Raw genomic sequence first — 15710 nt, forward strand, 5'->3', positions numbered from 1 at the left:
CGAAACAATGTCTAATGTGTATAAGAAAAGGGATTATACGCTCACCGGACCGGAAAACAAGCGAGCTCAGGAAAGAGGCTTAGTAGCAGCAGATTGGTATACGAGTCCCATTCCACGTCAGCGTCTTAAGGAGCTAATGAAGCGTAAAGATGGACCCGCAATTCGGGATACGATCATTATGTTTGCATGGCTCATAGTGACAGGTTTACTTGCCTATTATTCATGGGGAACTTGGTGGGCGATACCGGCGTTTGCCCTATATGGAATTAGTTATGCTTCTACGGCCGACTCTAGATGGCACGAATGCGGCCATGGGACAGCATTCAAGACAGCTTGGATGAATGATGTTCTGTATCAAATCGCCTCATTTATGGACCTAAGACCGCCAACCCCTTGGCGCTGGAGTCATGTGCGTCATCACACGGATACGTATATTGTCGGTCGCGATCCGGAAATTGCTATGACTAGACCACCCGTATGGCGGATCATTTTTGGAGAAATCGTGCATGTCTATGGCGGCTCAAGAGATCTCAAAAGCATTATCTTACACAGTCTCGGGAAGCTAACTATGGCTGAAGAAGATTACGTGCCAAAATCAGAATATACAAAAGCTATTTGGATTTCACGAATATGGCTGCTGATCTTACTAGGTATGATTGTTTGGTCAATTCAGATTGATAGTTTGTTACCGCTCATGTTTGTGGGTCTTCCCACCTTTTATGGTCCTATTCTCCTTCTTTTAGTAGGATTGGCTCAGCATTTGGGTTTACATGAAGACGTTCTGGATCATCGCTTAAATACACGGACGATTTATTTGAATCCCTTTTTTAAATTCCTATACTGGAATATGAATTATCACATTGAGCATCACATGTTTCCAATGGTTCCCTATCACGCGTTACCAGCGTTGCATAAAGAGTTGATGTTTGATTATCCGGCACCAAGTCCGAGTCTTTGGGCTGCACTGAAAGAGGTTATTACTGCACTGATTAAACAGAAGAAAGACCCGCATTATGTGGTGGATCGTCCTCTTCCTAGTACAGCGAGACCTTATTACTACGGCGTTAAAGCCGAGAAGGCTGCAACTTCGTTAGTGAGCGATGAGCCCGAAGCAATGATTAACTAAATAACTAAATCTAATCTTACTTGGAGGTACGTATGCAGCATTTAGATGGTTGGATTGAAGTATGTGAAGTTGATGCAATTGATGAGGAAGATGTTATTCGCTTTGATCAGGGAGATCGCACGTTTGCTATTTATCGTACAGCCAAAAGCAAATATTATGCGACAGATGGATTTTGCACCCATGAGAAGATTCATCTGGCAGAGGGGCTAGTGATGGGTAATCTCATCGAGTGTCCTAAACATAATGGTCGATTTGACTATACAACGGGTGAGGCGAAGCGTAAGCCGGTATGCGTCAATTTGAAAACGTACCCTGTAAAGTTAGAAGAAAATAAGATTCTCATTAAGTTGGATTGATGAGTGAAAAGAAGAGGTGATCATGTGGAAGATTTATGTGGAAAAACGGCATTAGTAACAGGATCAACGAGTGGTATTGGGAGGGCCGCGGCTATTGAGCTTGCGCGTCATGGGGTAAAGGTAGCCGTACATGGCATGAATGAAGAACGAGGCAATCAGGTTGTAGAGGAAATCAAAGTTTTTGGCGGAGATGCTATATTTGTAAGGAAAAATCTAGCACTTTCTGAGGCTCCGCGGGAGATTATCCAACAAGTTGTTGGTATGTGGGGCGGGCTTGATATCCTTATAAATAATGCGGCGCTTATTTGTAATAAACCAATAGAAAACCTCCAACATGAAGACTGGGACTCTTTGTTTGCTGTGAATGTGAAAGCTCCTTTTTTTCTAACGCAGGAAGCGCTGCCATGGTTAAAGAAAAACGGTACTGGTGTTGTTATTAATGTCAGTTCGATTAACCGCCTAGTGAATTCACACGACAATCTCGTGTACGATACAATGAAGGCAGCGTTAAACCATATGACCCGTGGACTGTCTCTTGATTTACGCGCGGCGAACATCAGAGTAAATGCGATCATGCCGGGAGGCACAGCAACGCCGCTGTTAAATGAATGGTTGATAAAGGCGAAATATTCACCAGAAAAAATCGAGAAAATCTTTCAAGAAGCACCGAACTTAGCCACTCCCGAGCAGATTTCAAATGTAATTGTGTTTTTGGCAAGTAAACGGTCAGCATGGATTAATGGTGCGGAAATTCCAGTTGACGGAGGATATTTTATAGGTGACTAAATACAGGAAGTGAAACGATTCGGGCGGAACAGGCACGCTTTACGTGGACAACGTGAAAATTACGAACTAGATGATGAATGAAGCTGAGGCGATGCATGCTTCAATTTGCGATACTGGCTAGGCGTGAGCCCAGTCTTTTTTTTGAACACACGGTAGAAATGTGTCATATGGTTAAAGCCAGCTAGAGATGCAATTTCCTCCATGCTTTGGCTGGTCTCAAGTAGTAAGCGGAGTGCTTCCTTCAAGCGCAGCTCAGTCACATATTCCACAAAGGAGCGACCTGTAAGCAGCTTGAACATGGTTGAGAAATAATTAACGGCCATGGTCGCTTCTGCAGCCGCTTCGCTAAGCTTGATGTCTTGGCAATAGTTAGCTTCAATAAACGCAATCGCTTTATCGAAATGACTGCGGTTCGCCTGCACATGCCGTTTATCATCACGATGGGACATGAAGGCGGCGTATTCTCGTCCAGCTACGACAAGCAGCTTCTGAATCAGGGATTTGATGATAAGTGTGAAGCCTTCTTCCCTTGCGGAGAATTCTGCGTTCATCTCATGGATGAGCCCTTCAATGGTTTGCTGGCCTTGGAACGAGAGGTTCAGCTTAGGCAGCAAGCTATCATTTAATTGCACAAAAGGATGGATAAAAGCAAACTTCACAAAGCTATCCATATCGCTTAAGCCGAGTAAGGAACTGTCCAATAAATAAGGCATGAAATCCATATGCACGAGCTCAATATCCTTATCCATAAACAACTCAAAGTCATGCTCATAATGAGGGGGAATCGAAAAAAGGTCACCCTTGACGAGCGTGGCTTTTTGATGTTGAACGACATGGACACAGCTCCCTTTCTGGACATAACAGATTTGGAAGTAGTCATGGGCATGGAGCCCGACTTGCTGCAGCTGCGTTTTATTTTTCACGGTAAGGTTAAAAGGGAAATCGGGGTTCATATTTTGTTCCACGGTGTAATAGCGCATTGGGTCTGACTCACTTTCTGTTAAGTTGCCTCCATCATCATTCAAAAACGGAAGAAAGTCTACTTTTTTCTGAAAAATCAGGATGGGGAACGTCCTTGAAATGGATTATAGTTGGGGTGATTATCAGAGAAAGTTAACTTAGGAGGGTCAAAACAAGATGTCTAGATTTTCGTATGGCACAGTGTTGAAAATACAAAGGGAATTTACGCTGGCGGATATCCGCCAATCGCTCCAAAGTATGAAAGAAATTGGCATGAATACGGTTGTGATTTGGCCAGCCATTTATTGGTGGGAGGATCGCACGCTGCCGCATTATCCGTTTCATACAGGCCGTAAAATTCTGGAAATAGCCGAAGATTTGGATATGAAAATCATTATGGAACTGGAAGGCCAGGTTACCTTCCTTGAATATATGCCAGATTTCGTAATGCGACCTGAGTACTTCGCCGTTGATCCTGATGGGCATTTCACCAACAAAGGGACAGGTTATGGGGTGATGAATTACAGCCATCCGGAAGTGCGGATGCTGATTCATAAGACATTTTCAGAAGCGGCTTCCCACTATAAGGATTACTCCTCGTTGTATGGCTATGATATTTACAATGAAACACGGTTTGAGTCGTATGATTGCTTTACACTCCAGGCGTTCCGAGAATGGTTAAAAGAGAAATATGGCACAATCGGCAATCTGAATGATATCTGGGAAAAAACGTACTACGACTGGTCACAAATTCAATTCTCGAATTGGATGTGGGCGAGTGTTATGCCGGTTGTTGACTATAACCAATTTAAGAAAGCGTACATGGGCATGATCCTGAAAGACTGGGCAGCTGTGATCAAAGCGGTCGATCCTCATCACCCAACTATCGCGGATAATGTATATGCCTCCGTTTCGAAGGATGAACACTACGCGTTGCCGCAGGATGATTGGAATGTGGCTGAAAATGTGGATGAATTCGGGATTTCCCTGTATCCGAAGAATGATGCAGTGGGATTGTCCCCCTCTCAGCGTTGGCAAACACTTTCGGGTGTGCACTCGGCCTCTCGTGAGGGGAGATTTTGGATTTCGGAGCTTCAAAGCCATAATGTTGCCATGTTTAATCCCTTCTCTGTCGTTCGTCCCTATCATCTGCGGTGGTGGTGCTGGGAAGCGATTTCCCACGGTGCCAAAGGAATTATTTATTGGAAATGGGACCCCTTCACCAAAGGTGTGCAGACGATGGGGCGCGGGCTTGTAGACACGCGTGGGAACTATTCCGTCCGTGCACTTGAAGCGGGTTCAATTGCTAAGATTATTCAAAGTCACGAAAGAGAATTCACTACGTATGACCGTGAGCTCCCTAAAGTTGCGATTTTATACGATAAGCTCAATCATGATTTTACAAAAGCCTACTCACGCAATCATGGCCAAAAGCTATCCGACTCCATCTATTTGGATTCGTTGGCTGGCATGTACGATGCGCTATGGGAGGAAGGAATTCCAGCTGATTATCTCATTCCAGAAGAGATTATCGATGGCACGGTGAACGTGTACAAGGCCCTATTTATTTCTAGTCAAGTGAATGTCAGCCATGAACTCGCTGCGGCGCTCCAAAAATATGCGGAGCAAGGGGGCGTTGTCGTCTGTGATGGACGTTTCGGAGCTGTGGATAACACAGGTTTGGTGCATCAGGTGTTGCCATTTGGGCAGAAGAATGAGGTGTTGGGTTATACCTTTGAAGATATTGACCCTGAAGAATTGGACATTCGTTATGGGAAAACAGATACAGTCCTGAACGGTTATTATGAAAGACAGATACTGCAAGTCTACAATGAGGATGTTGAGATACTAGGCAAATTTGCTAATGGAGATCCAGCTATACTCTGTACGCCACATGGCGAAGGCTCGATTATAACTATAGCCACCTTCTTGTGGTATGGGTATTTTATGGAGAAGCAAGAGAGTGTCAGAGCTTTTGTGCGGGAGCTTGCGGATACGCATGGGTTAAGGCTTCATCGTGCGAATTCATTCGGACTGAAGATAACAACGTTACGTGGTGAGGATGGGCTGTTGCTATTCATCATGAATTATGGTGCAGAGTCCATATCTTCCGAAGTAAGCTTAGTAGACATTGCAGCTGAGCAGTGTGAAATCAAAGATTTGTATGCAGATACAACTTTACGATTAGAAGCTATACATGGTGAACTGACGTTTCCTGTCACGGTTGCGGGTCATGATGTACGTGTATGTAAGGTTAGTTTCGAGTAAGTAAAGGAAGGGGCTTTGATGGTCTTATGAATATAGATAACAGAGAAGCGTTACATCAAAAGGTGCTGAAGCTGTTCTCTTCTCGCGTGTGGAGGACGTATTTCGGAGGTAAAGAGCTGGAGAGATGGCAGAGGAAGAGCGAGCCGCAAGACGGTGAGCTGCCGGAAGATTGGATTGCCTCTACCGTTAGAGCCCGTAACCCAGGTCGCGAGTCCATCATGGACGAAGGTCTTAGTTATGTACAGTTGGAGAACGAAGATCCTGTGCTATTGAAAGACCTTATCGATTGTGACCCCGCTGCATTTCTTGGAGAAGGGCATGTAGCCAAATTCGGCAATCAAACCGGGGTCCTTGTGAAAATGATTGATTCGCTCAGCCGCTTAACGATTCAAGTGCATCCGGATAAACAGTTTGCCAAAGACATCTTAGATTCTGATTTTGGTAAAACTGAATCGTGGTATATCCTAGGTGGCCGCACGGTTAATGGGGAGCCGCCGCATGTATTCTTCGGCTTCAAGCCAGGTGTGACGAGAGAGCATTGGGAGAAGCTGTTCCACGAGCAGAACATCCCCGGGATGCTAGAGGCGCTGCACAAAATCGAAGTGAAGCCTGGTGATGTGTTCTTTATTGAAGGAGGCGTTCCTCATGCGATTGGGGCGGGATGCTTCTTGGTCGAAGTTCAGGAGCCAACGGATTACACCCTTCGTACGGAGCGGACAACACCAGAGGGGCGTGTGATCACCGATTTACTTATTCATCAAGGAGCAGGTTTCAAAGCGCTATTTGATTGTTTCCATTATGACAGCTACTCCGAAGCAGACACGCTAAAGCAATGGCGCCGAGAGCCACAATCCATCTATCAGAGCGTGGGGGCAGAGGAATCCATTCTTATCGGCGAAGATGCGACAAAGCTCTTCGGGATGAATCGGCTACGCGTACGTACCTCCTACGCGCCTAAGCCGCGAAACACGTTCGTGATAGCGATCGTTGTTGCAGGAGCTGGGTCCATATCTACTGGCGTAGATCATAATGCAGAACGTGTGCAGTCCATTGCACGCGGAGATTTCTTGTTTATTCCAGCTTCTGTTGGAGAAGTAAAATGGTCTGCGGAAGCCCATTCAGAATTAGAAGTTGTGCTCTGCTTTCCACCACAATCCAATTAATAAATGAGCGACAACTTACGGTACTCACGGGGCGAAATACCTTCCCATTTATGAAAGACCCGAGAGAAATAATGAAGGTCATCGTAGCCAACGGTCTGCCCGATATATTCAACGGTCCATTCGGATTCACGGAGAAGGCGTTTGGCTTCGCGGTGACGAAGCATTTGTACATATTTATTGGGGGAGGAGCCTGTGACGGCTTTGAATTGTTTGGCCAAGTAATCTTCGTTGACATTCACGCGGGCAGCAAGTGACGAATTGGAGCAATCTTCCCCATAGTGATCGGATAGCCACTTCGTTAATTCTATAATTCTTCCTCCATACAATGTATGGGCTGTCTGTGTCATATTGAACTGAGATCGAAAAAGCCCAATGATGACCTGCCCCATGAGTCCTTTGCAAATAACGTCATAACCTGGATTCCGTTCGTTCCACTCATGAATGATGCCTTCCATTTGTTCAATCATCTGTGGGGTAGGTAGAATAACAGGTCGAGCGCTTAGTGGTTCAAAACCTTGGATAACGGGTTCCCTGCAAAAAAGAAGGGGATTTACGGTTTCGTCATCCACAATAATATCTTGATCAATCAAAATTTCAAGCTCGTCAAAAAAATCAAAATGAATGCCTAGAAATTCAGCCTCTGGCTGGGTTTCTATTTGAATAAAATGCGAAATACCAGATGAGATAAACAGCATCTGTCCTTTCTTCAACGGATAGCGATGCTCGCCAAGGTAAGCGACGATACTTCCTGTTTGGACATAAAGGAGTTCGAAATCATAGATTCGACGCTCGGCATACTCATAGCCATTGCGGGTTGTATGAAGTTTGGCCCAATGTACACTAGGAGAAATATCGCTAAATTGAGCTGGGAGTTGAAGTGGGAAGATCATGTCGGAAAAGTCCAATAAGTTATCTCCTTTCTGCAAATCTATTGCGATAACTCCATGATATCATTGATATATGAGATGTTCAATTGGATGAATGGAGTGAGCAATGTGAGCGAAAAAGTTCAAGTTAATGATGAATTTTCAGAGAGTTATACCCTGGGGAAAGACGTGATCGACGCCTATGCGAGAGAGGGACACACTTTGATTCGGGGATTAGCGAGTGCGCGTATGATTAATGAATACCGCCCTAAGATTCAGGAAGTTGTGAAGAGATTAAACCGGGAGTCCCGTCCACTTGGGGAAAGAGATACGTATGGGAAAGCTTTTCTGCAGATTCAGAATATTTGGGAACAAGACGAATTCATCTGTAGATTCGTATTTGCTAGACGCTTTGCCAAAGTGGCTGCTGAGTTGATGGGCGTAGGTGGCGTTCGTATGTATCATGATCAAGCGCTTTTCAAAGAGCCAGGTGGCGGCCATACCCCTTGGCATCAAGATCAGATCTACTGGCCAGTCGATACGGACAAAACAATCACACTTTGGATGCCACTAGTGGACATTCCACAAGAGGTGGGATCTATGACATTTGCATCTGGATCTCAAGAGAGAGGCTATATTAGCCGACTGGAAATTTCGGATCAATCTCACAAAACATTAAGTGATTACATCGAAAGTGAGGGTCTGCTGCAAGTCAATTATGGCGCGATGCAAGCAGGAGATGCGACATTCCATGCGGGATGGACGTTGCACAGCGCTCCTGGGAATCCAACGGCACTCACGCGCGAAGTGATGACGATCATCTATGTAGCAGATGGGACGTGTGTTCTCGAACCCGATACGAATGCGCGTAGGACAGATCTGCATAAATGGATGCCTGGCTTGAAGGCGGGAGATACGATTGCTAGTCCTCTGAATCCATTGATGTATCGAGATGAGGATAATTAATTTCACAATGTCTATACAAAGAAAGAAGCTGGCACTGATGTGGATCAGATGTCAGCTTGTTTTCTTTTCACGGTATTCAGTGGGCGAGCAACCGACAAGTCGTTTGAACAATCGATTGAAATGACGATAGTTCGGAAAGCCAACATCTTGAGCGATTTCAAATGTTTTACGGTCTGAGGCAAGAAGGAGCATCTTCGCTCGTTCAACACGCTGATTCGTGACGAAAGGCGTTAGCGGCTCGCCCGCTATTTTTTTGAAAACTTGACCAAAGTAATTTGCACTATAGTTAATACTTTCTGCCAGTTCCTCCAGGAGGTAGTTGCGTTCGGGGTGCTCTTTAATCGTTTGAACAATGGCTGCAACCGCTCGATCAATCGAAGGTCCATGCCCCATCTTATCTGTTAAGGTGTTCGTATAAGACATGCATGTCTCATACAAGGAGCGAAAAGTTTGACGATCCTTCAGCGCCTCCATCAGGAAGGTGTCGGATTCTCCATCACCATAAGTGTGAGGCTCTTTCGCGCGAAGGAATGTCCTCAGATCAGCCATCACCTCAGCGAATAAATCACGGACTTGAGAGGGTGACCATTTATGAGCAGCAGCTTCTCGATAGAAGATTGAAGCGGTGCTATCGTTTATCCATGATGAGGTTCCACGAAGTAATCCTTGGAGCAAGCGGTCCTTCCAAATCGCGCGAGTTTCTGTGGACAAATGTGTGTAATGGAAGTGTGCATCAATGGAGGAGAAGGGGATCCTTGCAACCCACTGTTCCCCATAATAAAACAAATCGCGCTCCCGGTACGTACGTTTGATCCAGGGTAATAAGGTTGTTAGCTCAACTTGCTTTGACGTATACAAATGAAGAACATAGCTCCCCATCTTCAAAAAGCGATTCAGGATGTCGGCGATTTGACGACTGGCATCTTCTTCCAAGCTTCGCACACCTCGGCACATAAGGAGAAAGCGCCCCTTGTCGAAAGCAATAATACAGCTTGGACCCCATAAGCTAACAAATTCTCTTAGCACATTGACTGCGGCGAATTGCCAAAGCTTGAGCTCCTCTGACATGTGCAAGGAGAAGCGAAGTGAACTGCGATCGAACTCGATCCAGAAGAGAGAGTGGGGGCCGGCTTGCGTCTCGTAACCAGATAAATCAAGATGCTGCAGCCACTCCTTTTCATGTCCAAGCAGCATGTCGAGAAAATGGTTCCTTTCTATATCCAGCTCATGGATTCGCAATCTTTTTTCCATGTCCTCCCTAGCGGCTCGAGCTTCTGACTCATTCAATATGGCAGGTAGCACATTCTCCATGGTACGTGTCAGCAGATCCTCATCAAGTAGGCAGCGCTCCTTTAATAAATAGGAGCATGCGCCTAATTCAATGGCTTGCTGCGCATAATGAAAATCCTCGTGACACGTCAGAATAATGGCATAGGGGGGATTTGCGAACGAGCGTTTTACGTCACGAAGCATCTCTAATCCGTCTTTCACAGGCATTGTAATATCCGTAACAATCAGGGCTGGGTGCTTCTCTTTGATAAGCAGATAACCTTCTTCACCATTGTCAGCTTCCCCGACGATTTCAAATAGATCGCTGCGTTTGTGAAGCATTTGCCGGAAAACTTGACGGGCTGGTGGCTCATCTTCGATTAAAACCACGCTGATTTTGGACATTGTGGGGTCTCCTCCTTCAAGTTTTGTATGGGAATTGGAAGCGAAACAAGGTGCCTTTGCCTGGAGAACTCTCAATATGGTAAGTAGATGGATGACCGTAAACGAGTCCTATACGTTCCCACACATTGCGAAGTCCAATGTTCTCAACACCCTGTTCTTTGGTCAGCAGAAGTCGAATTTGGTTGATACTGCCTTCGTCCATGCCTTTGCCGTTATCGGAAACTTCGAGAATGACAGCTTCGCGATCACCGGTCGCATAGACGCGAATACATAGAAGCCCTAGAATTTGCTTTAAGGGAAGTACACCATGAAACAGTGCATTTTCGATTAGGGGTTGAAGCAGCAATTTAGGAGTGGGCATGTCCATTAACCCTTCCCCGATTTCAATCTGTAAGGTAAGCGGCCGCTCATAACGAAGTTCAAGCATATGCATGTAATCACGTACGTACTCGATTTCCTTCGATAGTGGGACGAGCTGCTCGAAATTTTCCATAGAGTAACGCAACAGTGAGATTAAGCTACCCATCAGTGATTTGATTTTGGCATTTTCCCCAAGGTGTGCGAACATCAGAATCGTATTCAGACTGTTATACAGGAAATGGGGATTGATTTGGGATTGCAGTGCTTTAATTTCAGTGCGCCGTTTTAAATCAGCTGTTACCTTTAATTCAGCAACGAGTGTTTGCAGTCGAGATGACATCGTATTGAGTACATGGCTGAGTTCGCCAATTTCATTTGAAGTGCGTATCGTCGTAACGGCTCGGAAATCGCCTTGTTTAATACGATCAATATGCCTGCGTACGGCATAAAGGGGAAGGTATAAATAATACGCGAAGCCGAGCACGAAGATGAAGCCTATCACGCCAAGCAGAATGACTAAATAGCGGACATACTGCCGTATTCGGTCTGTATCCTCAGTCAATGCATGCTGTGGTATTTCTGAAATGAGTAGAGTAGCATCATAATCACTGGACTGCTGGACGGACAGAAGGGATTGATGGAACTGAAATTGGGCTGGCTTGTTCCTGTTCATCCATTCTGACAATACTATGGCAGTTTGTGCAGCAATATCATCTTTTGAACCCAGCCGTGTTGAAGCAAGAACAGCACCATGGCCAGTAGTAATCGTGAAGAAGCCTTTATTATCCTTCTCGACATTATCGATTAAACTATGAAATAAGTCTTTCTTAATGGAGATGAGCAGGCTGCCCTTGGCATCCAGCCAAGTATCAAAGGGAATACGTCTCTGGTAGTAGACATGCTCTTCATCGGAATCTAGATATATCCAAGATTTGCCCGATCGTAAGAACGCTTTGGCGGTATCGTGATAGAGAAGCTTATTGTCATAATCGACATTCCGTGATGTCGTAATCAATTGATCGTTCCATAGACTGTATAGCGCAAGGTCATTGTTACTGCGAAGTAGGGAAGTTGCAATATCCAGTGTTGCACTCGCTTCATTCACACGGATGACATCGCTGGAAAGGCTGCCCGTCGTCGTTAATGCGGCAAGCACCGACGGTGTGGATCCGTACTGATTGCCAATGGCTTGAATCTGCGACATCGTCGTTTCGATTCGTTCCATAAGCCCTCTGACCACTTGATCATTGATGCGGTTAACCTGCTTACGAATGGCAGCATCGGCGGCTTTCTGCGTACTTCCAGCAAGTATGAGCAAGGGAATGAGCAGCACGGCAAGCATGAATAAGAGAACACGAACGAAGAAGCTTCTTTTGACAAAAGTTAGAAAACGCAAGCTGTGCACCTCCTGGAAGTTTTCGATAGAAAACTAGCTTCGTAAGCATTTCCTGACTTTATTATAACCTACTTGTGGAGCGAATTAGGTGTTCTTTTGATAGGATTCACAGATCGGGTACACAGTTCGAGGGTTACGCCATGTTAGAAGCGTTTGCATTCCTCTTATAATGACAAGGTAAGTGATAACCAAGAGATGAGAGGGGAAGATTACATGGTTTTAAAAAAAGGAATGACGATCTTAGCAGCGACGATGCTGCTTAGCAGTATAGCTGCTGGTTGCTCATCTTCAAGCAGTACACCGAGCGCTACCCCAGGAAGTTCGACAGCATCAAGTACAACAGCGGCAACGTCGGCACCAACTACACTGAAGGTGCTTGCTATTATTTTCGGACAGCTGCCGAATTCAGAGAACAACGCAGCGAAGGCTGATATCGAGAAGCGAGGCAACGTCAAGCTCGATATTGATTTCGTTCCATCGGACGCGTATTCCGACAAGCTCAGTGTCGCTCTCACCTCAGGAGCAAAGTACGATCTCGTACTATTCACGGATCCCTTTGATAAGTATCAAAGCTTTGTCAAAAGCGGCGCGTTTCAGGATTTAACCTCTTTTATCAAAGGGAAAAAGAATCTCGAATTCATTCCTGAGCAAACGTGGAAAAACATGGAGAGTAGCGGCAAGCGTTTCGGAGTTCCAAGACCGCGTGGCTTATACGGTGGCGGTGAAGCGAATGTCATTATGCGTAAAGACTGGCTGGATAAGTACAACTTGCCTGTTCCACAAACGTTGGATGAGTTGACGAATGCCCTGAAAGTATTTAAAGAGAAGGATCCGGCTGGAAGTGGGAAGACGATTCCTCTCGTCATTAACAATCAACCAGATGCTTATACACAAATCCCACCATTTGGGATGGTTAATCCAATCGCTTTCGCTTTCGGAGTTCCGAATAGCTTTAAGGTTGATGGCGCAAAGGCTATCGCAAGCTTCCAAGCTCCGCAATACAAAAACTATCTAGATTGGCTCCGCACCGCTTACGCAGATAAGTTAATTGATAAGGATGCGCCTGTTCAGAAGGCGGCGCCGGCTCAAGATAAATTTTTCGCAGGCGTAGCAGGTGCTTATGTTGGCCAGGTTCAGCATATTGATCCAGCGGGCATCAATGTCAATAAGCTAGTGAAGACAGATCCTGCCGCCAAAATCGTAGCCATCCCTTCGATCACAGGACCTAATGGCAATAAAGGTGCAGCGGTTGTGTCTGGTTATTACGGCATTTGGGTCGTGCCTCAAGGCGTGGAGAAAGCTAAGGTATCGAAGATTGTTGATTTCTTGGATTTCACAGCTTCAGAAGAAAATGACGCATTCTTCCAAACTGGTGTTGTTGGTGTTCACTCAAACGGCCTCAAGAATGGGATTGCGGAGCGTACACCTGAGCAAACGAAAGCTTTTGCAAGTGATCGTATTGATTTGTTCGTCATGGAAAATCGCTACGATCCGTATTACTATGCGAAAACGATCATCGATCCTGATGTGCTGAAAGCAAGTAGAGCAACTTTAGAAGCAATCTCCAAAATTGGTGTCGTCAACCCGTTCCTCCCGTATATCTCGACAACGGCTGGCAAAAATCCGGATCATAGCAAGCCACTAGCCGCCGCCGCAACGAAATATGTGCTTGGTGAAGGTGACTACAGCCTTGTTCAGAAAGAAATTGATGCATGGTCTGCAGGGACTGGTGGAGCTATTCTCAAAGAATACATGGAACAATATTCGAAAGATCATCCATAAAGCTTAGTTTCATATTAGACAGATAGGTGGAATTCGGATGGGAAATACGATGAAACGATCGTTGCCGTTGTATGCGTTCGCGCTGCCTGGCATGCTGTATTTTCTTGTTTTCAAATATTTTCCGGTATGGGGGCTGTTACTCGCTTTTCAGGATTACAGCCCTTTCCGGGGTTTTTTCAATAGCGAGTGGGTAGGTCTTGCCAACTTTAAGGAGCTTTTTGCTAAAGCGGATTTTCTAATACTCCTTCGAAATACATTGCTATTAAGCTTGTATAATCTCGTGTTTTATTTCCCATTTGTGATTGTGCTAGCACTATTATTGAATGATTTACGATTCAAGCTGTATAAAAAGCTGGTGCAATCTGTTCTCTATTTGCCCCATTTTGTATCCTGGGTCATTATTGCAGGCATCACATTGATTTTCTTTAGTCCTTCCGGTGTCATCAATCATGCCCTGAATGATTGGGGCAGTAACGATATTCCTTTTCTCCTTTCCGAACATTGGTTCCGGCCGATGATGGTGTTGCAGCATATATGGCGCGATATGGGGTGGGGCACGATTATTTTACTCGCAGCTCTGGCGGGTATTAATCCTGAATTATACGATGCAGCCGATGTGGATGGCGCTGGTAAACTTCGCAGTATGTGGAATGTGACATTGCCAGGCATTCGCAGCACAATTGTCGTGCTTGTACTCCTTCAATTGGGCACAGCGCTAGATTCCAATTTCCATCAAATTTTTCTAGCGGATAATCCACTTGTCCATAAGGTTGCCAATGTATTTGATTTATACGTCTATCAAGTCGGGTTAGTGCAAGGCAATTTCTCCATGGCGACAACGGTGGGTCTCTTCAAATCAGTTGTTAGTCTCATTCTCGTCGTAGGGGCCAATTATGTGGCCAAGTTGCTCGGCGAGGATGGCATTTTTTAAAAGGGGGCGGAACATGAAATCACTCAAACTTTACGATTTAGCGCTTTCCGCTTTGCTTTTTATTTTCTGCTCCTTCGTCATTATTCCATTTCTGTATATGCTGGCTGTTTCGTTTAGCTTTGCTGCAGATTCGGAGGGCGGCGCTTTTTTCTTACTTCCACCAAGATGGACAATGGATGCCTACAAATATTTGTTCTCAACACCTGTCTTCATGAAGTCGGTTGGCAATACAGTTCTAATTACGTTCGTAGGAACGCTGCTTGGCGTAGCCGTTTCTATCTTGCTCGCGTATGCCTTATCTAAAAAAGAGCTCAAAGGGCGCAATGTCATGATGTCGCTCATCTTCTTAACCTTAGTGTTTCAGGTGGGGATCATCCCTAATTATCTTGTAGTGAAATCACTCGGACTGTTGGAGTCGTATTGGGCCGTTATGCTGCCCGTGCTTACGAATGCGTTCACGATTCTCATTATGAAAACCTTTTTCCAAGGGCTTCCGCCAAGTTTGGATGAGGCTGCTCGGATGGATGGCGCAGGAGAGACGCGGATTCTATGGTCGATCGTGATTCCACTCTCCACGCCTATCATTGCGACGTTTACTATTTTTTTCATGGTCGACAGGTGGAACGAGTTTTTCCATGCGATCATTTATTTGAAATCGGAGAAATGGCCGCTGCAAGCGCTGTTGAGGCAAATGGTTGTCGTCGGCTCCTCACAGACGGGGTCAGACGCTTCAACGGAAGCGATGTCACAGAATTTAGGACTCAATGTGAAAATGGCTGCCATTCTGCTCGCTATGTTGCCACTCGTGGCTTCCTATCCCTTTTTCCAAAAGTTCTTTGAGAAGGGCGCTACGCTAGGTTCAGTCAAGGAATAATTCCAAGTGCCGAGAAAGGCGATATTCCGTTCCAATGTGAACGAAATATCGCCTTTTTGATTTATTTTTTTACATGATTAAAAACCTAAATATCCCCTCATATAGCCCAAAGATTTCCCTATATCCACATTAGATTCGATTAGCTAAAATAGTAAAAGGTAAACACAATATCCGTTTGGAATATAATGTAAAATTTGGAGAG

Annotated in this window: 13 protein-coding genes; 9 read left to right on the top strand and 4 right to left on the bottom strand. The window is 45.2% G+C overall.

The window, feature by feature from the left end:
- Nucleotides 1–7 precede the first annotated feature (7 nt).
- From AC58QM_RS16580 to AC58QM_RS16590, 3 genes are read left to right on the top strand one after another with little or no spacing between them, the layout of a single operon-like run.
- Nucleotides 8–1126, top strand: a complete 1119-nt coding sequence (locus tag AC58QM_RS16580; protein WP_497285745.1) for a fatty acid desaturase family protein — start codon at nucleotides 8–10, stop codon at nucleotides 1124–1126.
- Nucleotides 1127–1158: 32 nt separating this feature from the next.
- A complete protein-coding gene (locus AC58QM_RS16585; RefSeq protein WP_497285747.1) occupies nucleotides 1159–1482 on the top strand; it encodes a MocE family 2Fe-2S type ferredoxin in 324 nt (107 codons plus the stop codon).
- 24 nt (nucleotides 1483–1506) lie between these two features.
- Nucleotides 1507–2268, top strand: a complete 762-nt coding sequence (locus AC58QM_RS16590; protein WP_497285749.1) for an SDR family NAD(P)-dependent oxidoreductase — start codon at nucleotides 1507–1509, stop codon at nucleotides 2266–2268.
- Nucleotides 2269–2327: 59 nt separating this feature from the next.
- On the opposite strand, the gene AC58QM_RS16595 is transcribed toward AC58QM_RS16590, so the two are convergent.
- Nucleotides 2328–3248, bottom strand: a complete 921-nt coding sequence (locus tag AC58QM_RS16595; RefSeq protein ID WP_497285751.1) for a helix-turn-helix domain-containing protein — start codon at nucleotides 3246–3248, stop codon at nucleotides 2328–2330.
- Nucleotides 3249–3405: 157 nt separating this feature from the next.
- Between AC58QM_RS16595 and AC58QM_RS16600 the strand changes: the two genes are divergently transcribed.
- Together AC58QM_RS16600 and AC58QM_RS16605 are read left to right on the top strand one after the other, a co-directional pair.
- Nucleotides 3406–5496: a beta-galactosidase gene (locus AC58QM_RS16600; RefSeq protein ID WP_497285753.1), complete on the top strand. Its 2091-nt coding sequence runs from the start codon at nucleotides 3406–3408 to the stop codon at nucleotides 5494–5496.
- Between the two features lie 26 nt (nucleotides 5497–5522).
- Nucleotides 5523–6659, top strand: coding sequence for a type I phosphomannose isomerase catalytic subunit (locus AC58QM_RS16605; RefSeq protein ID WP_497285755.1), 1137 nt, complete (start codon nucleotides 5523–5525; stop codon nucleotides 6657–6659).
- On the opposite strand, the gene AC58QM_RS16610 is transcribed toward AC58QM_RS16605, so the two are convergent.
- The gene (locus AC58QM_RS16610; protein WP_497285757.1) at nucleotides 6656–7564 is read right to left on the bottom strand and encodes a helix-turn-helix domain-containing protein; all 909 of its coding nucleotides are present in this window, start codon (nucleotides 7562–7564) and stop codon (nucleotides 6656–6658) included. The genes AC58QM_RS16605 and AC58QM_RS16610 overlap by 4 nt on opposite strands.
- A 90-nt stretch (nucleotides 7565–7654) precedes the next feature.
- On the opposite strand from AC58QM_RS16610, the gene AC58QM_RS16615 reads away from it, so the two are divergent.
- Nucleotides 7655–8491: a phytanoyl-CoA dioxygenase family protein gene (locus tag AC58QM_RS16615; protein WP_497285759.1), complete on the top strand. Its 837-nt coding sequence runs from the start codon at nucleotides 7655–7657 to the stop codon at nucleotides 8489–8491.
- A gap of 51 nt (nucleotides 8492–8542) precedes the next feature.
- On the opposite strand, the gene AC58QM_RS16620 is transcribed toward AC58QM_RS16615, so the two are convergent.
- Nucleotides 8543–10165 (bottom strand): response regulator transcription factor, encoded by a 1623-nt coding sequence (locus AC58QM_RS16620; protein WP_497285761.1) that lies wholly within the window; start codon nucleotides 10163–10165, stop codon nucleotides 8543–8545.
- Between the two features lie 16 nt (nucleotides 10166–10181).
- Nucleotides 10182–11921 (bottom strand): cache domain-containing sensor histidine kinase, encoded by a 1740-nt coding sequence (locus tag AC58QM_RS16625; protein WP_497285763.1) that lies wholly within the window; start codon nucleotides 11919–11921, stop codon nucleotides 10182–10184.
- A gap of 213 nt (nucleotides 11922–12134) precedes the next feature.
- Here AC58QM_RS16625 and AC58QM_RS16630 point away from each other — a divergent pair, with 213 nt between their 5' ends.
- The 3 genes from AC58QM_RS16630 to AC58QM_RS16640 are packed head-to-tail and all read left to right on the top strand — an operon-like array spanning nucleotide 12135 to nucleotide 15508.
- The gene (locus tag AC58QM_RS16630; RefSeq protein ID WP_497285765.1) at nucleotides 12135–13703 is read left to right on the top strand and encodes an extracellular solute-binding protein; all 1569 of its coding nucleotides are present in this window, start codon (nucleotides 12135–12137) and stop codon (nucleotides 13701–13703) included.
- 37 nt (nucleotides 13704–13740) lie between these two features.
- Nucleotides 13741–14634, top strand: coding sequence for an ABC transporter permease (locus AC58QM_RS16635; protein WP_497285767.1), 894 nt, complete (start codon nucleotides 13741–13743; stop codon nucleotides 14632–14634).
- Nucleotides 14635–14647: 13 nt separating this feature from the next.
- Entirely contained in the window at nucleotides 14648–15508 is an 861-nt protein-coding gene (locus AC58QM_RS16640) for a carbohydrate ABC transporter permease (RefSeq protein WP_497285769.1), read from the top strand.
- Nucleotides 15509–15710: the final 202 nt, after the last annotated feature.

Source organism: Paenibacillus sp. J22P165 (genome assembly GCF_059692015.1).